The sequence below is a fragment of the Streptomyces sp. Je 1-332 genome, from assembly GCF_040730185.1.
Taxonomy (GTDB): Bacteria; Actinomycetota; Actinomycetes; order Streptomycetales; family Streptomycetaceae; genus Streptomyces.
Genome location: NZ_CP160402.1, coordinates 2,990,211 through 3,011,889, shown reverse-complemented (window position 1 = coordinate 3,011,889; position 21,679 = coordinate 2,990,211). Strand labels below are relative to the sequence as shown.

Sequence of the window (21,679 nt, the reverse complement as noted above, 5' to 3'; positions counted from 1 at the left end):
GCGCGGTCCGGGATCAGGCCGTCGGCCTGCGGAAGGCCCGGACGGCCAGGGTCGAACCGACGACGGCGACCAGCAGGCTCGCGGCGAGCGCGGACCACACCTCGGTGCCGAGGGGCTGGTTCAGCGCGAGGCAGCGGGACGCGTCCATCGCGTACGACAAGGGGTTCACGGTGGCCAGTACCTGCAGCCAGTCGGGCAGCCGCTCCGCGGGGACGAACGCGCTGGAGGCGAACATCAGCGGGAAGGTCACCAGATAGCCCGCGCTCTGCATCGCCTCCGAGTTCCGCAGCCACGCACCGAGCGCGAGGAAGACCCAGGTCATCGCCCACACCACGACACAGGTCAGGGCGAGCGCGGCCAGCATCCCGAGGACGCCGCCCGCCGGGTCGGCGCCGAGGAAGACGACGGCGACGAGCAGGAGGATCGCCAACTGCCCCGCTGTGCGCAGCAGATCGGCGAAGCTGCGGGCGAACAGCATCAGTGAGGCGTGGATGGGCAGCGTACGCAGCCGGGACACGGCGCCGTTGTCCATGTCGCGGACCAGGCCGATGCCGGAGGCCACGGCGGGACCGATGCCGGTGGTCACCAGGAGCGCGGGCAGCAGATAGTCGATGTAGGTGATGCCGTCCGGCAGTTGGTCCCGGTCGACGATCGCGCCGAAGACCTGGCTGAGCAGGACCAGCATGAACACCGGTTGCAACATGCTGAGCACGACGGCCTTGCGGTTCGCGAAGTGCGCCCTGACCGAACGCCCGGTGAGGATCCGCAGTTGTGCCCGCGGGCTGCTGCCCCGCCAGCGGAGCTCGGGGGCTCCGGCGACCGGCAGGGGCGGGGGGCTGGTCATGGGGTTCCTCCGGAGTCGTAGGTCCGCTGCACATGGGAGAGCGCGGCGAGCAGGTCGCCGGACGTCAGCGAGCGGCGGGACGGTGCCCGCGCACCGCCGATGGGCAGCGCCCCGGTGTCCGACCAGCGCAGCCGGCCGTCGCCGTCGATGAAGCTCCTGGTCCGCCCGGCGTTGTCGGGATGCAGACAGAAGGGAATGTCGAGCAGTCCGCGGCGGAAGGCGGCGAGCAGCGCCTCACCGATGTCCTCGTGCAGGCCGAGGACGGTGTGGACGAGGGCGCGGGCCTCCTCGTACACCTCGGAGTCGCCGATGTCGGGCAGCGGTGCGGCCCGCGCGGCGGCTGCCGCCGCCGTCTCCAGGGCCTCCACGTTGTCCGCGATCTTCGGGATGTGGTGGGCCTCGGCCGCGGTCTTGACGATCAGGCGGGCGGCGCCGGACTCGACGGCCAGGCGGGCCGCCGCCGAGAGCAGACTCAGTGCGCCGGGGCGCGAGTGCGGGTACATGCCCATGTAGGCGTAGAGCACGATGTGCCAGTCGACGCCGGGCAGGAGTTCGCCCGCCAGCCGTCGCAGCGCGGCCACCGCCTCGCGGTCCTGCTCGTGGCTCGTCTGTTGGGCGTAGCTCAAGGACACGCTGAGCAGGCCGTGTTGGGCGAAGAAGGCGCCTTCGAGCGCGCTGATGGCGATGAGCATCGAGGGCGGGCACAGCTGCCCGAGCATGCAGCCGCCGAAGCTCTCCAGGTGGGGGGTCGCGGTGGTGGTGGCCTCGGCGAGCATCGTGCAGCCCGAACGCCACGCGGCCACGGCGTCGGCGAGGCTGGTTCGGCCGTAGGGCAGGCAGTAAGACACCGGGCCGCCCTCGGTGGCGTCGAGTCCCAGCGAGAGCAGCCGGGCCACGATGTGCTCGGGGCGGGGGGAGCCGTGCCGGACCTGGACGGGGAAATCGGCGTCGAGGACGCCGTCGAGGAGTGTGTGGGTGGTGGCGGCGGGGTGCGTGCAGAGCGGATAGCCGTTGAGGGGGACACCCTCGTCGACGGCCTTGCGCGCCGCGGCCAGGTCCCGCACGCGGGTGTAGCTGTCGAGGGTCAGGGTGCCCACGGTGAGGGCGTCGGCGGCACGCGTCGCGGCCAGCCCCTCGCGCATCAGCCGCGGATCGCTGAAGCCCATCCGCGGCTGCACCACGAGTGTGCCGCGCGCGTGGGCCCGCGACACGAAGTCGCCGAAGGACACCGGGCGCAAGGGCTCCGTCGTCACGACACCGCTCGGGCGGGCACCCGGGCGGCGGCCAGTACCTGGAACTCGTCGAGGCTGCCGTCGTCGAACACCCGGTCGTAGCCGGCCGCGGTCAACTGGCGCACGAGGCCGACGTTGCGCAGCCCGTCGGTGCTCAGTTTGCCGCCGATGACGACGGTGGTCAGGGCCAGCTCGGGACGGGCGCGCAGAGCACGGATCAGGCGCAGACCGTCGTTGAAGCCGTGGCCGTTGACGCTGCTGACGACGATCAGGCCCGGCTGTACGTCGACGGCGCTCCGCACCACGAGCTCGTCGGGCGGGCAGGGTCCGAGATTCGCGACCGTGTGGCCCATTTCCTCGAGCAGCAATTGCAGGAAGACGAGGTTCCAGGTGTGCGAGTCGGAGGACGTTCCCGTCACAAGAACGGAGGGAGATTCGGTGCCTTGTATCGAATGCATGGGAATCCCGGATTCACGAAAAGGGGGCACGAGAAGGAGGGGGGTGCCAGAAAGGTGGCAGGGCTCCGACTTTACTGGCGTCGAGGCCGCCCGAACGCTGTTCCCGCTGGCCGGTACTGGCCTCGTGAAGCCTCAATGGCCATGCGGTACGGGTGGTTTGACCCGGTTGCGGCCGGGGGCGGGGGTACGTGGTGCAGTTTGCTGTCATGCGGCTTCCCGGCTCAGGAACCCCCCTGTAGAAAGTCTCACGGTGCCGGACCGGTGCATGAACAGGAAATTCGAGAACGCGAAGGGCAGGGCTTCGAATATGGCGGAGACAGTCACCGCCCCCAATGTCGTCGCGATACTTCGGCGGCATGCCGAAGAGCGGGCGGAGCAGCAAGCGGCCGTGTTCGTGACCGACCCCGATCAGGAGGACGGAGCGCGGTGGCTGACGTACGCCGAGCTGGACCGCGAGGCACGCTCCATCGCGACGCGGCTGCGGGAACACGTCGCCCCCGGTGACCGGGTGGTGCTCCTGTACCCGGCCGGACTCGCCTTTCTGACCGCGTTCTTCGGCTGCCTGTACGCCGGCGCCGTCGCCGTTCCCTCCTCCCTGCCCGGCCGCTACCGCCACGAGCGGTACCGGGTGAAGCGCATCGCGGACGACGCGGGCGCCACGGCGATCCTCACCGACACCGGTACCCGTCCGGCCGTCGAGGAGTGGATCACCGAGGAGGGGCTCGGCCGGCTCCCCCTGCTGGCCACCGACGACGGCGCCGGGCCGGGCCCGGACGGCTGGGAAGCGCCGCACGCCGACCACGACACGCTCGCCGTCCTGCAGTACACATCGGGGTCCACCGGCGATCCCAAGGGTGTGATGATCAGCCACGGCAATCTGCTGCACAACACCGACAACATCGCGCGGCGGCTCGGGCTCGACGCCACCACCCGCGGCGGCGGCTGGATCCCGCACTTCCACGACATGGGCCTGATGGGCCTGATGATCCCGCCACTGATGCTCGGCTCCGCCACCGTCCTGATGAGCCCCAGCACCTTCCTCAAGCGCCCCCACCTGTGGCTGCGCATGATCGACCGCTTCGATGTCTTCTTCTCGGCCGCGCCCGACTTCGCGTACGAGGTCTGCACGCGGCGCGTCACCGACGCGCACATGGAAGGCCTCGACCTGTCCCGTCTGCGGCACGCCGTCGACGGCTCGGAGCCGGTGCGTGCCGCCGTCCTCGAGCGCTTCCACGCGCGCTTCGCCGGGGCCGGCCTGCGCGCCGAGACCCTCGCGCCCAGCTATGGCATGGCCGAGGCGACCCTCTTCGTCTCCGGTGCCGTCGACACCCCGCCGAGCGCCCGCACCGTCAGTGCCGAGCAGCTCGAACTCAACGAGTTCCGCGTCGCCGCCCCCGGCGAGCCCGGCCGCGAGGTGGTCAACTGCGGGCCGCCGACCGGCGCGCAGGTACGCATCGTCGAGCCGGACACCCGCCGCGTGCTGCCCGACGGGGGCGTCGGCGAGATCTGGCTGCGCGGTGACGTCATCGGCCAGGGCTACTGGAACCGCGACGCGACCAACGAGGCGGAGTTCCGTGCCACCACGGCCGACGGCGACACCGGCTACCTCCGCACCGGCGACCTCGGCGCCCTGCACGAGGGCGACCTCTACATCACCGGCCGCATCAAGGACGTACTGAACCTGCGCGGCCGCAATCTCTACCCCCAGGACATCGAGCACGAACTGCGCTCCCAGCAGCCGGAGTTGGGAAACCTCGTCGGTGCCTGTTTCGCCGTGCCCGGACAGGGCGCGCGGGGCGGCGACGAGGTGCTCGTCGTCACGCACGAGGTGCGCGGCATCAAGGACCCCGAGCGGCTGCGTGAACTCGCCTCCGGGATGCGGCTCACCGTGGCCCGCGAGTTCGGCGCCCCCGTCGGCGCGGTCCTGCTGCTGCGGCCCGGCGGTGTGCGCAGGACCACCAGCGGGAAGATCCAGCGCTCGGCGATGCGGGAGCTGTTCCGCTCCGGGGCACTGGAGCCCACCTACGCCGACTACGAGCAGAACCTCCTCAGCGAGCCCGTCGCGCCCGCGGTCGCCGGGGCCTCGGCATGACCACGGCCGCTCGCCCCGGTTCGGCGCACCTGGCGGGGGCCGACCCGGCCGAGGAGCTCACGGCGCTGCTCGACGGGCTCACCGGGCCCGGGGAGCCGTTCTCCGTCGAGGCCCTCGCCGCGCTCGACCGTGCGGAGACCTTCCCCGACGAGGCGTGCCGGGTGCTCGACGCGTTCGGCCTGCCCCGCTATTACGTCCCGGTCGAACACGGCGGCGCCCTGGACGACTTCAGTGTCGTCATGCAGCTCCTGCGGGGAGTCTCACGCGTCGACCTGACCGTCGCGGCCGCCCACGGCAAGACCTACCTGGGCGCCGTGTCCACCTGGATCGCGGGCGACTCCGGTCAGGCCGCGCGCCTCGGGCAGCGGATCATCGACGGGGCGGTCGTGTCGTGCGCCCTGACCGAACGCCACCACGGCAGCGACCTGCTGGCCGGCGAGGTCGTCGGGACGCGGACCGAGGGAACCGCCGGGTCCTCGGGCGTCTCCGGGGGGCTGCGGCTCTCCGGTGAGAAGTGGCTGATCAACAACGTCACCAGGGCCGATCTGGTCACCGTGCTCGCCCGCACCGACGAGGCCGGCGGCCCGCTCGGCTTCAGCCTCTTCCTCGTCGACAAGGAGCAACTGGCGCCCGACCAGTACACCGACCTGCCGAAGGTGCCCACGTACGGCATCCGCGGCGCGGCCATCGGAGGCATCGCCTTCCATGACGCGCCGCTGGCCGACGGAGCGCTCGTCGGCAGGACGGGGCAGGGCGTCGAGATCATCCTCAAGTCGCTGCACGTGACCCGCACCGGATGCGTCGCCATGTCCCTCGGCGCGGGCGACCACGCCCTGGGTCTCGCCGCGCGGTTCGCGGCCCGCACCCGCACACAGAGCGGCCGGAGCCTGGCCGAACTACCCCTCGTACGCGCCGAACTGGGTGAGGCGACCGCGACCCTGCTGCTCGCCGAGGCGACGAGCGTGGTGGCGGTACGTTCCGTGCACGCCCTCACGGGGGAGATGAGCGTCGTCTCCGCCGTCGCCAAGGCCTCGGTGCCCGCGTACGTCGACGATCTCATCGCCCGGCTGTTCCACCTGCTCGGCCCGCACGGCCTCGCGGGGCCCGGTGACCCGCACGGGGAGTTCGCCAAGGTGGAGCGGGACCACCGCATCATCGGCATCTTCGACGGCAGCAGCCTCGTCAACCGCAACGCCCTGATCGACCAGTTCCCCCGCCTGGCCCGCGCCTACCGCAAGGGCCGCTGGGACGCGGCGGGCCTCGCCGCCGCGACCACCGCGCGGACCGCGCCGGGGCCGTTCAGGACCGACTCCCTCAATCTGATCTCCAGCAGTGGCGCCTCCGTCGTCGCGAGCCTGCCCGTGGCCGCCGCCGAGGTCCGGCACCTCGCGGACGAGGGCCTCGCCTCCGAGGGCCTCGCCGACCTCGCCGCGCGGCTGCACGCCACCGCCGGCCGGCTGCACGAGGACATGGCGGGGGCACGGTTCGCGCCGCGCGCCGTGCCTGTGCGCGGCTTCGAACTCGCCGAGCGGTTCGAGCTGTGCTTCGGGGCGGCCGCCGCGCTGCACCTGTGGCTGCGCGGCGCGGAGCACGCGGGTGCCGGCGCGGACGACACCTGGCTGCGCGGCTGCCTGGTCAAGGCGCTCACCGACCTCGGCGAGCACGTCGAGGAGACGGAACGCCGCGTCCACGGCGAGCTCGCCGACGCGCTGCTCGCCCGCCCCGCCGGGCCCGGCGCGCCGTACTCCCTGCTCGACCGGCTGGCCGCGGCCCCCGGCGGCCACCGACCGGGACCGGCTCCCGACACCCAGGAAGCGAGCGCCTCATGACCACGGCCACCGCGGCCACCGGCCTCGCCGACACCGTCGAGGAACGCCTCGGCGACCCCTACGACGCGACGAACCCCCTCGGCTTCGGCGCCGTCCTCGCCGCGAGCGAGGCCGGACGGCCGCTCCCGGAGGGCGCCGCGCTCCTCGCCGACACCGGCCTCGCCGTCGGACACCGCGGCTCCGAGGAACTGCTGCACGCCCTGCGCGCCCTGAGCCGCAGGTCTCCCCTGGTCGCCGCCGACTGCCCCGTGACCGGGGAGACCGCCGGCGCGGTGCGTATCGGCGCGGCGGCCGGGGCCCTGGACTCCGCGCTCCGCATCACCGTGCGCCACCTGCGCGCACGCCGTCTCTACGGCGCCGCGGCCATCGACATCCGCTACCTCCGCTCCATGCTCGCCGGTGCCTACGCCGACCTTCTCCTGTGCGACACCCTCACGACCCTTGCCGTGCGCGGCAAAGACCCACGGCCGGCGAGCAGCCTCGGGCCGCGCGTCCTGCAGGGTGCGATGGACCGGCTGTCCGTGGTGATGGGCTCGCGCTTCTACATCAGAGAGGGCGAACAGGCCGTGTTCCAGGTGCTGTTGGCCCAGACCCAACGGGTGCTCTTCGCGCCGGACACGGCAGCGGGCGTGGGCGCCGGTGCCGGCGCCGGTGCCGGTGCCGGTGCGGGAGAGGCCGAGGGAGCGGCCTCTCTGGCGGAGGCGGTCGACCTCGACGCCTTCCTGGCCGCACCCACCGTCGCGGAGCTCACCGACCCGGAGCTCCTCGACGCCGCTCCCGGTCGCGCCGTCACGGCGCCCGCGCGGCGCGTCACGCAGCCGTCGGGCACGGTCGAGGAGCGCCTGTACGCGGAGCTGACCTGCCGGTACGAGACCTCCCGGTCCTTCGGCCTCACCGCACGTCAGCTTCCCGACCGGCCGTTCGCAGGCCGCCCCTGAACTCCGCTTCACCCGCTTCACAGCAGACCACCTGAAACCGAAACGCCTCGAAGGAGCACCCCCATGCCGGAAACCGGCGTCGAGCAGCCCACCGAGCACACCGCCGAGGGCCTCAGCCTCTGGCTGACCGACTGCATCGCCACCCACCTGGAGCGGACCCCCGACACCATCGACACGAGCGTGCCGCTCACCGACTACGGACTCGACTCCCTGTACGTCCTCGCGGTCGCCGCCGAGCTGGAGGACCACCTCGACATCTCCCTCGACCCCACCGTCATGTGGCACAACCCGACCATCGACGGACTCAGCAAGGCCCTGGTCGAGGAACTCGCCCAGAACGCCTGACCGCCACGTCGCCTGACCGCCACTCGCCTGACCGCCACGACGCCCGGCCGCCGGCCGCGGACACGCCGCCGCGTTTCGTCACCCCGCAGAACCGAGAGCCGCACCGAGAGAGGACCGCATTCCCATGTCCGACGTCCGTATGGTCCGTCGACCGGTCGCCGCCGCCCAACTGGGCATCTGGGTCGCCCAGCAACTTCAGCCGGACAGCCCTCTCTACAACTGCGGCGGCTACTACGAGATCAGCGGTCCCGTCGACGTGGGCACCCTCGACCGCGCTGTGCGGCGCGCCGTCGAGGAGACGGAGGCGCTGCGGTCGTACTTCTCGGAGGACGGCGACGGTGACGGGGGCGCCGCGGGCAACGAGGGCGAGGGGAGCGAAGGAGGTCTCTGGCAGGTCGTCGAGCCGCTCGACCCCTGGCCGCTGCGCCTGGTCGACCTGCGGGACGAGGCGGAGCCGGAGAAGGCGGCCCACGCGTGGATGCGCGAGCAGATGGCGGAGCCCTTCGACCTCTCCCGCGCACCGCTGAGCGCCCAGACGCTGCTGACCCTGGCCGACGACCGGTCCTTCTACTTCCACCGCTACCACCACGCGGTCCTGGACGGCTTCGGCCACTCCGTGTACGCGGCCCGCGTCGCCGCCATCTACACCGCGCTCCTCGCCGGTGAGCAGCCCCGGACGACCAGCTTCGCCACCCTCGACGAGGTCGTCGCCGACGAGGCCGCCTACCCTTCGTCGCGCCGCCACGGCCGGGACCGCACCCACTGGCTCGCGGCCTTCGCCGACCTGCCGGACCCGCTGTCGCTGGCGGGGCGTCAGGCAGGCAGTACCCACAGCCGGTTGCGCCGCGTGATCACCCTGCCTCCGGCGCTGGTACGCGGCCTCACCGGCCTGGCCGAGCGGCTCGACGCGCAGTGGCCCGCCCTCGCCATGGCCGCCACCGCCGCGTTCTTCCACCGGATGACGGGCCGGACCGACTTCACCTTCGCGTTGCCCCTCGCGGGCCGCACGGGCCGTGCCTCGATCGCCACCCCCAGCGCGATGGTCAACGTCCTGCCCATCCGGGTCACGCCGACCGGGGACATGTCGTTCTCGGACCTCACCGCCCAGGTCTCCCGTGCGTTGGCCGACGTACTGCGCCACCAGCGGTTCCGCGGCGAGCAACTCGTCCAGGAACTCGGCCTGTCCGGCGGCCGCCAGGCCCGCCTCGGCCCGACGGTCAACGTCATGGCCTTCGCCAACGAGCCCCGCTTCGGCGACAGCCCCTCGGTCGCCCACCCGCTGTCCACGGGCCCGGTGAACGACCTGAAGGTCAACTTCTATGGCACGGCCGACTCCCACGCGGGCCTCCGTGTCGAGTTCGACGCCGACCCCGAGCTGTACGACGAGCGTGACCTCGCCGCCCACCAGGATCGCCTGGTCCGGCTGCTTGAGGCGGTGGCTGCGGATCCGCTGCTCGCTGTCGGGGAGTTGGAGATCCTTGAGGCCGTTGAGCGTGAGCGGTTGTTGGTGGAGTGGAACGGCATTGTCCGGGGTGTTCGGGGTGTGTCGTTGCCAGGGCTGTTCGGGGAGCAGGCTGCGAAGTCTCCGGATGCGGTTGCTGTTGTTGCTGGTGATGTCTCCCTGACGTATAGGGAGTTGGACGCACGGTCGAACCGGGTGGCGCGGTGGCTGGTGTCGCAGGGTGTGGGCGCTGAGCGGTTTGTGGGTGTGAAGCTGGCCCGGTCGGTGGATCTGGTGGTGGCGTTGCTGGGTGTGGTGAAGGCCGGTGGTGCGTATGTGCCGGTTGATCCGGAGTATCCGGCGGAGCGGATCGCGCACATCTTGGCGGATGCGGATCCGGTGCTGGTCATCGATGATGCGGCTGTCCTGGCCGGGGCCGAGAGCTTCTCGGATGCGCCGGTGACGGACGTGGATCGTGTGGTGCCGTTGGAGCTGCGTCACCCGGTGTATGTGATCTATACGTCGGGTTCGACGGGGCGTCCGAAGGGTGTGGTGGTCGAGCACGCGTCGGTGGGTCATTACCTGGAGCGGGCGCGTGAGGTGTATGGGGATGCTGCTGGGTCGGCTCTGCTGCATTCGTCGGTGGCTTTCGATCTGACGGTGACGGCTTTGTACTCGCCGTTGGTGTCCGGCGGGCGTGTGGTGCTGGCCGAGCTGGATGAGCAGGCCGCGCAGGCGGGTCGGCCTTCGTTCATGAAGGTGACGCCCTCGCATCTGGCTTTGCTGGAGGCGCTTCCGGGGGAGGTCTCGCCTTCGGGAACGCTGATCACCGGTGGTGAGGCCCTGAACAGCGAGGCACTTGCTGCGTGGCGTGCGGCGCACCCGGGTGTGACGGTCGTGAACGCGTATGGCCCGACGGAGGCGACGGTCAACTGCACCGACTTCCGTATCGAGCCGGAGCAGGAGGTCGCTGCGGGTGCGGTGCCGATCGGCCGCCCGTTCTGGAACACCCGCGCCTACGTCCTGGACGCGAGGCTGAAGCCGGTCCCGGTCGGCGTGGCAGGCGAGCTGTATATCGCGGGCGCCGTCCTGGCTCGCGGTTACTGGCAGCGTCCCGACCTGACGGCCGAACGCTTCACCGCCGATCCCTACGGTCCGTCCGGGTCTCGGATGTATCGCACGGGTGACTTGGCCCGCTGGAACGCCGACGGCCAGTTGGTCTACGCGGGCCGTGTGGACGATCAGGTCAAGCTGCGCGGTTTCCGTATCGAACTCGGCGAGATCCAGGCCGTGTTGACGGCCCTGCCGGCCATCGCCCAGGCGGCCGTCATCGTCCGTGAGGACCAGCCCGGTGACCAGCGCCTGGTCGCCTACCTCGTGCCCGACGCCGGCCAGGAGGCCCTCCCCGTCGAGGCCCTGCGCGAGCACGCCGCCGCCCAGCTCCCCGACTACATGGTCCCGTCCGCCTTCCTCACCCTCGAAGCCCTGCCGCTGACCACCAACGGCAAGCTGGACCGCCGAGCCCTGCCCGCCCCCGAATACGGGACCGAATCCAGCGAGCACCGCTCGCCCCGCTCGCCCCGCGAGGAGATCCTCTGCGGGCTCTTCGCCGAGTTGCTCCGCATCGACACCGTAGGGATCGACGACGACTTCTTCCGTCTCGGCGGTCACTCGCTGCTCGCCACCCGTCTGGTCAGCCGTATCCGTACGGTGCTCGGCGCCGAGCTGCCCATCCGGCAGCTCTTCGAGACCCCCACCGTCGCCGGCATCTCCAAGGCACTGGACGGCGGCCTGGCCGGAGCCCGCCGCGGGATCACCGCCGGGCCCCGCCCCGACCGCATCCCCCTCTCCTACGCCCAGCAACGCCTCCGCTTCCTCGACCTCCTGGACGAGGACAGCACCGCCTACAACGCCCCCGGCGCCCTCCGCCTGACCGGACCGCTCGACCGTGCCGCGCTGCACCAGGCGCTGACGGACGTCGTCGGACGGCACGAGAGCCTGCGCACCCTCTTCGCCGAGGATGACGAAGGCTTCCGGCAGGTGATCCTGGCTCCGGAGTCCGCCGGGGTCGAGCTGCCCGTGCGGGCGGTGCGGGAGGACGAACTCGCCGCCGAGCTGGCCGCCGGCGCCCGGCACGTCTTCGAGCTCACCACCGAACTGCCCCTGCGCGTCACGTTGTTCGCGCTGGGCGACGAGGAGCACGTGCTTCTGTTGCTGCTGCACCACATCGCGGGGGACGGCTGGTCCATGCGTCCGCTGGCGCGCGACCTGGCCCAGGCGTACGCGGCGCGCGTCAAGCGGACCGTTCCCGATTGGGTTCCGCTGCCCGTCCAGTACGCCGACTACAGCATCTGGCAGCGCGAAGTCCTCGGCTCCGAGACCGACCCCGAGAGCGAGATCGCACGGCAACTGGACTACTGGCAGGGCGCGTTGGCGGGGCTCCCGGACGAGCTCGCGCTGCCCTTCGACCGGCCGCGCGGCGAGGAGAGCGGGGAGCGTGGCGGGCGGACCGAGTTCGCCATCCCCGCCGGGCTGCACCAGGCCCTCGGGGCGCTGGCGGGGCGTACCCGCTCCAGTCTGTTCATGGTGCTCCAGGCCGGACTCGCGGGGTTGTTGAGCAGGCTGGGCGCAGGGCACGACATTCCCATCGGGACGCCCGTCGCGGGCCGTACGGACGCGGCGGTGGAGGAGCTGGTCGGGTTCTTCGCCAACACGCTGGTGCTGCGCACCGACGCCTCCGGCGATCCGACGTTCACCGAGCTGATCGGGCGGGTGCGCGAGCGGGGTCTTGCCGCGTACGCGCATCAGGACCTGCCCTTCGAGCGGCTCGTGGAGGCCGTCAACCCCGAGCGCTCCCTCTCCCGCCACCCCCTCTTCCAGGTCTGTCTGACCCTGCACAACACCGACCCGCGTGCCACCCTCGCCGAGGTCGCCCAACTTCCCGGTCTCGACGCGGCGTTGGAGATGTCGGAAGTCGGGGACGCCAAGTTCGACCTCAACTTCGAACTGACCGAGCGGTTCGACGCGCTGGGGCGGCCCGCGGGCATCGCCGCCGCCCTGGAGTTCAACGCCGGTCTCTTCGACCAGGACACCGCGCGTGCCACCGCCGGGCGCTATCTGCGTCTCCTCGCGTGCATGGCCGAGAGCGCCGACCGCACGCTGTCGGACGTCGAACTCCTCGACGAGGCCGAGCGCGCCATGGTCCTCGGCACGTGGAGCGACCTCGCCCGGGAGGGGGCCGCGGCCGCCCTCGCCCGGCTCGGCCTGCCCGACGAGGTGCGGGCCACCAGGATCTACGTGCTCGACGATGGGCTGCGCCCGGTCGCCCCCGGCGTACCGGGACAGGTGTACGTCGCGGGCGGCGAGGACCTCGCCGCCGACCCGGCCCGTTGGGTGCCGTGCCCGTTCGAGGGCGGCGGCCCGATGTACCGCACGGACCACGTGGGCCACTGGTCACGGCACGGCGAACTCCGGATCGCCGCGGGCGACGAGGACCACGGGACGACGGTCGCGCCGGCGCGGTCCCGCGCCCCGCGCAGCCCCCGTGAACAGATCCTGTGCACGATCTTCGCCGAGATGCTCGGGGTGCCCTCCGTGGGCATCGACGACAGCTTCTTCGACCGCGGCGGCCACTCGCTGTCCGCCGTGCGGCTGCTCAGCCGCATCCGTTCGGTGCTCGGCGCGGAGATCTCCATCCGCAGGCTCTTCGAGAACCCCACGGTCGCCGGTGTCGTGGCCGTGCTCGACGAGGCCTCCGGCGCCCGGCCACCGGTCGTGCCCGTGACCAGGCCGCCGCGGATCCCGCTCTCGTACGCCCAGCGGCGGCTGTGGTTCATCAACCACCTGGAGGGCCCGAGCGCCACCTACAACATCCCGGTGGAGCTGCGGCTCACCGGCACCGTGGACCGCGCCGCGCTGCGCCGGGCGCTCGCCGACGTCGTCGAGCGGCACGAGAGCCTGCGCACCCTGTTCACCGAGGACTCCGAAGGCGCGCGGCAGATCATCCTGCCACCCGCCCAGGCCCGGCCCGAGCTCGTCGAGGTCACGGTCGCACCCGACGCGCTCGACGGCCAGGTGCTCGCGGCGGCGTCCCACGAGTTCGACCTCACCACCGAACTGCCGGTCAAGGCATGGCTGTTCAGCGCGCACGACGGCCGGCAGGTGCTTGTGCTCGTGGTGCACCACATCGCGGGCGACGGCTGGTCGATGGGCCCGCTGGCCCGGGACGTCTCGGTCGCCTACGCGGCACGCATCGAGGAGTCCGCTCCCGCCTGGGAGCCGCTGCCGGTCCAGTACGCCGACTACACGCTGTGGCAGCGCGAGATCCTCGGCTCCGAGAACGACCCCGACAGCGAGCTGACCCGCCAGGTCACCTACTGGAAGGAGGCGCTCGCCGGGCTCCCGGAGGAGCTGGAACTCCCGGTCGACAGGCCACGCCCGCCCCGGCAGTCCTACCAGGGCGGCCGCGTCCCCTTCGAGATCCCCGCCGACCTGCACACGGGCCTGGCAGCGCTGGCCCGCGAGACCCGCTCCAGCCTCTTCATGGTCGTCCAGGCCGCCGTGGCGACCCTGCTCACCCGCCTCGGCGCCGGCACGGACGTACCCATCGGCAGCCCCGTGGCGGGCCGCACCGACGCGGCCGTGGAGGACCTCGTCGGGTTCTTCGTGAACACGCTGGTGCTGCGCACCGACACCTCCGGCGACCCGGCCTTCGCCGACCTGGTGGCCCGCGTCCGCGAGACGAACCTCGGCGCCTACGCCCACCAGGACGTGCCCTTCGAGCGGCTCGTGGAGGTGCTCAGCCCCGCCCGCTCGCTGGCCAGGCACCCGCTCTTCCAGGTGCTCCTCGGCTTCGACAAGAACCAGGACGCGCTCGACGTACTGCGCCTCCCCGGTCTGACCGTCGACGTCAGCGCGCCGGAGACCGGCCGCGCCAAGTTCGACCTGGCGTTCTTCTTCGACGAGACGTACGGCCCGGACGGCGAGCCCACGGGCCTGCACGGCGCCGTCGAGTACAACAGCGACCTGTTCGACTGCCAGACGGCGCGCGAGTTCGCCGACCGCCTGTCGCGGATCCTGCGGTGCGTGGCCGCCGACCCCGCACAGCGCATCGGCGGCATCGACGTGCTGGGGCCCGACGAGCGCCACCGCATCCTGACCGAGTGGAACGACACCGCGCACGAGGTGCCGACGCGGCCGGTGCCGGTGCTCTTCGAGCAGCAGGTCGCCGAGGTGCCGAAGGCGACCGCCCTGATCGCCGAGGACGTCAGCCTCTCGTACGGCGAACTCAACGCCCGCGCCAACCGCCTGGCCCGCCACCTGGTGGCCGCCGGCATCGGCGGTGAGGACGTCGTGGCCATCGGGCTGCCCCGCTCGCCCGACCTTGTGGTCGCCCTGGTCGCCGTGCTCAAGACCGGCGCCGCCTACCTCACCCTGGACACCTCCGCGCCCGAGCAGCGGCTGCGCGCCATCCTCGACGACTGCGCGCCCCGCGCCGTCGTGACCGACAGCGCCACCCGGCCGCTGCTCGGCGAGGCCGACACCACCTGGGCGGTCCTCGACGACCCGGCCACGGCCGCCGAGCTCGCCGCGGCCGCGGACACCGACCTGACCGACGCGGACCGGACCCGCCCCCTCGACCCGCGCCACCCCGCGTACGTCGTCTACACCTCGGGCTCCACGGGCACGCCCAAGGGCGTCACGATGCCGATGAGTTCGCTCGTCAACCTCCTCGCCTGGCACACCGGGACCTACTGCGGCGGCGTGGGCACCCGCACCGCGCAGTTCCTCGCCGTGTCCTTCGACTTCGCGGTGCAGGAGATCCTGCAGGCCCTGGTCGTCGGCAAGACCCTGGTCATCCCCGACGACCAGGTGCGGCGCGACGCCTACGAACTGGCCGCCTGGATCACCCGCTACGGAGTCAACGAGCTGTTCGCACCCACCCTGGTGATAGACGCGGTCCTCGCGGCCGCCGCCGACCGGGGCGACCCGCTCGACTCGCTCACCGACATCTTCCAGGGCGGCGAGCAGTTCCGGCTCAGCACCGAGCTGCGCGACTTCTGCTCGGGCGGCTGGCGGCGGATGGCGCACAACATCTACGGCCCCGCCGAGACCCACGCCGTCACCACCGCCACCCTGCCCGACGACATCGACGAGTGGCCCTCGTCCGCGTCCATCGGCCAACCCCTGTGGAACGCCTCCGTGTACGTCCTCGACGACCTGCTCCGGCCGGTGGCCGCCGGGGTCCGCGGCGAGCTCTACATCGGCGGCGCCCAGCTGGCCCGCGGCTACCTCGGCCGCCCGGACCGCACCGCGGAGCGCTTCGTCGCCTCCCCGTTCGGGACGCCGGGCAGCAGGATCTACCGCACCGGCGACATCGTGCGCTGGCACCGGGCGGGCGAGCTGGAGTTCCTCGGCCGCGCCGACAACCAGGTGAAGATCGGCGGCTTCCGCGTGGAGCCAGGCGAGGTCGAGGCCGTCCTGGAGGACCACCCGGCCGTCGGTACGGCCGCCGTCCTCACCCGCGAGGACACCTCGGGCCCCGCACGCCTCGTCGCGTACGTGGTCCCCGAGGGACCGACGGCCGCGTCCACGGACACCGACCTCGCCCGCACCCTGCGCGGCCACCTCGAACAGCACCTGCCGCACTACATGGTCCCGTCGGCCGTCATGGTCCTCGACGAACTGCCGCTCACCCCCAACGGCAAGCTGGACCGGCGCGCGCTCCCCGCCCCCGAAGTGCTCAGCGGGGCATCGGGCGCGGGCCCGCGCACCGAGCGCGAGAAGGTCCTGTGCGACCTGTTCGCGGCGGTACTCGGCGTCACCGACGTCGGCATCGACGACGGGTTCTTCGACCTCGGCGGCGACAGCATCATGTCGATCCAGCTGGTCAGCAGCGCCCGCAGGGCCGGACTCGAACTGTCCGTGCGGGACATCTTCGAGCACCGCACGGTGGCCGCGCTCGCCGACGTCGTCCAGGAGACGACGGGGGCGACCGTGGAGGAGCCGGGCGCGGGCATCGGTGACGCACCGCTCACCCCGATCAAGCACTGGCTGACCCGGCGCAGCGACGACCTCGACGGATTCAACATGTCCGCCCTCCTGCGAGTCCCCGCCGACCTGGACGTCGACACGCTGACCGGAGCCGTGCGGGCCCTGCTCGACCACCACGACGCGCTGCGGGCGCGGCTGACGCCGGCGCCCGAGTGGCGCCTTGAGATCCGCGAACCGGGCACGGTGGACGCCGCGTCCCACGTGCGCCGGGTGCCCGCGGAGGGACTCGACCGCGCCGGGTTCGACGCCCTCGTACGCGAGGAGGGCGAGCGCGCCCGTGACCGACTCGACCTGGCGGCGGGTGCGCTCACCGAGGCCGTGTGGTTCGACCGGGGCGCCGACGACCCCGGCGTACTGCTCGTCGTCATCCACCACCTGGTGGTCGACGGCGTGTCCTGGCGGATCCTCGTCCCCGACCTGGCGGAGGCCTACGAGGCGCTCGCCGCGGGCCGCACGCCCGAGCTGCAGCCGGTGGGCACCTCGCTGCGCCGCTGGTCCCAGCGCCTGACGGAGGAAGCTGTCAAGCCGGCCTGGGCGGCCGACACCGCCTGGTGGCAGAGCGTCCTCGGCGACGCCGAACCCACCCTGGGCAACCGTCCGCTCGACCCCGCCCGGGACACGTACGGCACGGCGGGGCAGGCCACGGTGACGCTGCCGGTGCCGGTGACGGAGGCGGTCCTGACGCGGGTTCCCTCGGTGTTCAACGCCGAGGTGAACGACGTGCTCCTCGCCGCGTTCACACTCGCCTGGACACGGTGGCGGGGGAGCGGCAGCGGACTGCTGCTGGACCTGGAGGGTCACGGCCGTGAGGAACAGGTCGTCGAGGGCGCGGACCTGTCGCGGACGGTGGGCTGGTTCACCAACCTCTACCCCGTACGTCTGGACGTGGGCGGCGCGGATCTCGCCGGCGCCTTCGCGGGCGGCCCCGCGGCCGGTGAAGCGGTCAAGCGGGTCAAGGAACAGCTGCGGTCGGTGCCCGACAAGGGCATGGGCTACGGCCTGGTCCGCTACCTCAACCCGCAGACGGCACCGGGCTTCGACGAACTCCCCTCGCCCCAGGTCGCGTTCAACTACCTCGGCCGATTCAACGCCGCCGACAGCGGCCGGGCCGCCGACTGGACCCCGCTCACCGGCATCGACGGCGTCGGGGGCGACCCCGCGCACCTGCCGCTGGCCCACCCGCTGGAGCTCAACGCCCGCACCCAGGACGGACCCGACGGCGCACAGCTGGTGGCGTTCTGGACCTGGGCCGACGGAATCCTCGACGAGAGCGGAGTACGCGAACTCGCCGCCCTGTGGTTCCAGGCCCTCGAAGCGCTCGTGACCCACGCCGAGCGCCCCGACGCCGGAGGCCTCACCCCCTCCGACGTGTCCCTTGCCTCGATCACGCAGGACGAGATCGAGGCATTCGAAGACGAGTTCAGTGACGACGAGTTCGACGAGTTCGACGGTTTCGACGCGTTCGAGGAAGAAGAGGGCCAGAAGTGAGTCGCACCCCGCGGAAGATCGAGGACATTCTGCCGCTGGCCCCGCTCCAGGAGGGCCTGCTCTTCCACAGCGTCTACGACGAGGGCGGACTCGACCCGTACGTCGTCCAGATCGCCTTCGACATCGAGGGCGCGCTCGACAGCGCCGTGCTGCGCACCGCCGCAGAGACCCTCCTCACCCGGCACGCCAACCTGCGCGTCGCCTTCCGCCAGCGCAAGAACGGCGACTGGGCGCAGCTGGTCATGCGCGAGGTCAAGCTGCCCTGGGCCGAGAAGGACCTGACGGGCCTGCCCGCGGCCGGACGCGAGGACGCGGCCGCCGAGCTGATCGCCGCCGACCGTGCCACCCGCTTCGACGTGGCACGGCCACCGCTGCTGCGCTTCACGCTGATCAGGCTCGGCGACACGCACCACCGGCTCGTCCTGACCAACCACCACCTCCTGCTCGACGGCTGGTCGCTGCCCGTCCTCATGGGTGAGCTCTTCACGCTGTACGACGCCGGGAACGAGGCCGGGGCCCTGCCCCGCGTCCGCCCCTACCGCGACTACCTGCACTGGCTCGGCACCCGCGACCAGGACGCCGCGCGCGCCGCCTGGGGCGAGGCGTTCGCCGACCTCGCCGAGCCCACCCACGTGGCGCCCGACGCGGGCCGCGCCGCCGTCGCCGGAGCCGAGGTGCAGGCCACCCTCTCCGAGAGCGACACCACCGCCCTCACCGAGACGGCCCGCGGCCGCGGCATCACCCTCAACACCGTCGTCCAGACCGCCTGGGCCATCGCCCTGAGCAAGCACACCGGCCGCGACGACGTCGTGTTCGGCACCACCGTCTCGGGCCGCCCGCCCGAGCTCGAAGGCGTCGAGGCCATGGTGGGCCTGTTCATCAACACACTGCCCACCCGCGTACGGCTGCGCCCCGCCGAACCCCTCGCGGCCCTCCTCACCCGCGTCCAGGACGAGCAGGCCCGCCTCACCCCGCACCAGCACCTGGGCCTCGCCGAGATCCAGCGCACCGCGGGACACGGCGAACTCTTCGACACCTCCATGGTGTTCCAGAACTACCCCGTCAACCGCTCCGGCTCCGCCGGCGAGGGCATCGGCGCGGCCATCAGCGTCGCCCCCGGCAAGAACCGGGAAGCCACCCACTACCCGCTGCTTCTCATCGCCTCGGCCCGCGAGACCATGCGGTTCAGGCTCAACTACCGCCCCGACGTCTTCGACGAGGACACCGCCCAGCGTGTTCTCGGCCGCTTCGTCCGCGTCCTGCGCGCCCTGGCCGCCGACCCGGACCAGCCGACGGGCCGCCTCGACCTGCTCGCCGACACCGAGCGCAGCCTCGTCCTGCGGGAGTGGAACGACACCGCGCACGACGTCCCGGACGCCACGGTCCTCGACCTGTTCCGCGACCAGGTGGCCCGCACCCCCGACGCACCCGCCGTCACGTGCCGCGAAGAGACGCTCAGCTTCGCGGAACTCGACGCCCGCTCCAGCCGCCTCGCCCACCACCTCATCGGCAGGGACGTCGCCCCCGAGCAGTTCGTCGCCATCGCCCTGCCCCGCACATCCGAGGTCGTCACGGCCCTGCTCGCCGTGCTCAAGGCGGGCGCCGCCTACCTGCCGGTCGACCCCGACTACCCGGCCGAGCGCATCGCGTTCATGCTCGACGACACCGAGCCCGCGCTCATGCTCACCACCCGCGAGCTCGCCGCCGCCCTGCCCGCGACGCAGACCCCGCAACTCCTCCTCGACACCCCGGAGCTCGCCGCGGCCCTGGCGGACCGGCCCGCCACCGCCCCCACCGACGCCGAGCGGAACGGCCCGCTGCGGGCGGCCCACCCCGCGTACGTCATCTTCACCTCGGGATCCACCGGGCGCCCCAAGGGCGTCGTCATCGAGCACCGCTCCCTGGGCGCCTACCTCCAGTGGGCCCGTGACGCCTACCCGGCGATGGCGGGCGTCTCGCTCCTGCACTCCCCGGTCTCCTTCGACCTCACCGTCACCGCCCTCTACACCACCCTGGTCTCCGGCGGCCTGGTGCGCGTCGCGGAGCTCGACGAGTACGCCGCGCAGGGGGTCACCCCCACCTTCCTCAAGGGAACGCCCAGCGTCCTGGCCCTTCTCGAAGCGCTGCCCGACGACGCGTCACCCAGCGAACTCATCATGCTGGGCGGCGAGTTGCTGCTCGGCGAGGTCGCCGACCGCTGGCGCTCCCGCCGGCCGGGCGCCGACCTCCTGAACGTGTACGGAGCCACCGAGGCGACCGTCAACAGCGTCCAGTACCGCCTGCCCGCGGGCGCCCCCTCGCCCACCGGACCCGTCCCGGTCGGCCGCCCGTTCTGGAACACCCAGGTGTACGTCCTCGACAGCGGCCTGCGGCCCGTCCCCGTCGGCGTCCCCGGCGAGGCGTACATCGCCGGTACCGGCCTGGCCCGCGGCTACTGGCACCGCTCCGACCTCACCGCCGAGCGCTTCGTCGCCAACCCCTACGGCCCGGCCGGCTCCCGCATGTACCGCACCGGCGACGTGCTGCGCTGGAACGACGACGGCCAGCTGGAGTTCGTCGGCCGCGGCGACGGCCAGATCAAGCTGCGCGGCTACCGCATCGAGCTCGGCGAGATCGAAGCCGTCCTCGCCGCGCACGACGGAGTCACCCAGGCCGCCGTACTGCTCCGCGAGGACCAGCCCGGCGACAAGCGCCTCGTCGCGTACGTCGCCACCGGCGGCGCCACCGTCACGACGGACTCCGTCCGCGACCACACAGCGGCCCAACTCCCCGACTACATGGTCCCGTCGGCCTTCGTCACCCTCGACACGTTCCCGCTCACGCCCAACGGCAAGCTGGACCGGCGGGCGCTGCCCGTCCCGGAGTACGGGACGCAGGGCGAGGGCCGTGCTCCGCGCTCGCCGCGCGAGGAGATCCTCTGCGGTCTGTTCGCCGAGGTGCTCGGCACCCCGTCCGTCGGCATCGACGACGACTTCTTCCAGCTCGGCGGTCACTCGCTGCTCGCCACCCGCCTGGTCAGCCGCATCCGTTCGGCACTCGGCGCCGAGCTGCCCATCCGCCAGCTCTTCGAGACCCCCACGGTCGCCGGTGTCTCCGGCGCCCTGGACGCGGGCAACGGCGCCGCCCGCGCCGGCGTCACGGCCGTGGACCCGCGCCCCGCCCGGCTCCCGCTGTCCTACGCCCAGCAGCGCCTGTGGTTCCTCGGCAAGTTCGAGGGGCCGAGCGCGGCCTACAACTCGCCGGTCGCGCTGCGGCTCTCGGGCTCCCTGGACCGTACGGCGATGAAGAAGGCCCTCGCCGACCTCACCGGACGGCACGAGAGTCTGCGCACGATCTTCGCCGAGGACGCCGAAGGCCCGCACCAGGTGGTCCTCGACCCGGCCGAGGCCGAGCCGGTCCTGACCTTCGTGCCGACCGACGAGAGCGGCCTGCGCACCGAGCTCGACCGGGCCGCGCAGCACGTCTTCGACCTCTCGAAGGAACAGCCGCTGCGCGCCTGGCTCTTCGAGCTGGGCCACGACGAGCACGTCCTTCTCCTGCTCTCGCACCACATAGCCAGCGACGCCTGGTCGCGCACCCCGCTCGCCCGCGACCTGACGGCGGCGTACGCGGCCCGCTGCGACGGCCGGTCACCGTCCTGGACACCGCTGCCCGTGCAGTACGCGGACTACAGCATCTGGCAGCGGGACCTGCTGGGTGGAGGTACTGACGGAGACTCCGACGGGGTTTCCGACGGAAGTGAGCTCGACCGTCAACTGTCCTACTGGAAGCAGGCATTGGCCGGCCTTCCGGAGGAGCTGACACTCCCCTTCGACCGCCCGCGCCCCGCGGTCGCCACGCACCGAGGTGACGTCGTCACCTTCGAGCTCTCCCCGGCGCAGCACGAAGCCCTCGTGGCCGTGGCCCGAGGCGGCCAGGCGAGCCTTTTCATGGTGCTGCAGACGGCGCTTGCCGCGTTG

Annotated in this window: 9 protein-coding genes (1 of these 9 running past the window's edge); 6 read left to right on the top strand and 3 right to left on the bottom strand. The window is 72.3% G+C overall.

Going from position 1 to position 21,679, the window contains the following annotated elements; all coding sequences use genetic code 11:
* Positions 1-13: 13 nt before the first annotated feature.
* The 3 genes from ABXJ52_RS13630 to ABXJ52_RS13620 are packed head-to-tail and all read right to left on the bottom strand — an operon-like array spanning position 14 to position 2,495.
* A complete protein-coding gene (locus ABXJ52_RS13630) occupies positions 14-844 on the bottom strand; it encodes an ABC transporter permease (RefSeq protein WP_367042230.1) in 831 nt (276 codons plus the stop codon).
* Positions 841-2,097, bottom strand: a complete 1,257-nt coding sequence (locus tag ABXJ52_RS13625) for a methylaspartate mutase (RefSeq protein ID WP_367042228.1) — start codon at positions 2,095-2,097, stop codon at positions 841-843. The genes ABXJ52_RS13630 and ABXJ52_RS13625 overlap by 4 nt, the downstream gene beginning before the upstream one ends.
* Entirely contained in the window at positions 2,094-2,495 is a 402-nt protein-coding gene (locus tag ABXJ52_RS13620; protein ID WP_367042226.1) for a cobalamin-dependent protein, read from the bottom strand. The genes ABXJ52_RS13625 and ABXJ52_RS13620 overlap by 4 nt, the downstream gene beginning before the upstream one ends.
* A gap of 346 nt (positions 2,496-2,841) precedes the next feature.
* Between ABXJ52_RS13620 and ABXJ52_RS13615 the strand changes: the two genes are divergently transcribed.
* From ABXJ52_RS13615 to ABXJ52_RS13590, 6 genes are all read left to right on the top strand, one after another.
* Positions 2,842-4,626, top strand: coding sequence for a fatty acyl-AMP ligase (locus ABXJ52_RS13615; protein ID WP_367042224.1), 1,785 nt, complete (start codon positions 2,842-2,844; stop codon positions 4,624-4,626).
* On the top strand, positions 4,623-6,455 hold the full coding sequence (locus ABXJ52_RS13610; RefSeq protein WP_367042222.1) for an acyl-CoA dehydrogenase: 1,833 nt from the start codon (positions 4,623-4,625) through the stop codon (positions 6,453-6,455). Before ABXJ52_RS13615 ends, ABXJ52_RS13610 begins: the two co-directional genes overlap by 4 nt.
* Complete coding sequence (locus tag ABXJ52_RS13605) at positions 6,452-7,393, top strand: hypothetical protein (RefSeq protein ID WP_367042220.1); 942 nt, start codon at positions 6,452-6,454, stop codon at positions 7,391-7,393. Before ABXJ52_RS13610 ends, ABXJ52_RS13605 begins: the two co-directional genes overlap by 4 nt.
* 63 nt (positions 7,394-7,456) lie before the next feature.
* On the top strand, positions 7,457-7,738 hold the full coding sequence (locus ABXJ52_RS13600) for an acyl carrier protein (protein ID WP_367042218.1): 282 nt from the start codon (positions 7,457-7,459) through the stop codon (positions 7,736-7,738).
* Between the two features lie 124 nt (positions 7,739-7,862).
* Positions 7,863-17,720 (top strand): amino acid adenylation domain-containing protein, encoded by a 9,858-nt coding sequence (locus ABXJ52_RS13595; protein WP_367042216.1) that lies wholly within the window; start codon positions 7,863-7,865, stop codon positions 17,718-17,720.
* On the top strand, positions 17,717-21,679 hold the 5' portion of the coding sequence (locus ABXJ52_RS13590) for a non-ribosomal peptide synthase/polyketide synthase (protein WP_367042215.1). 16,536 nt of this gene lie beyond the right edge of the window; 3,963 of the gene's 20,499 nt are visible here — the first part of the coding sequence; its start codon is at positions 17,717-17,719; its stop codon lies off the right edge, out of view. The genes ABXJ52_RS13595 and ABXJ52_RS13590 overlap by 4 nt, the downstream gene beginning before the upstream one ends.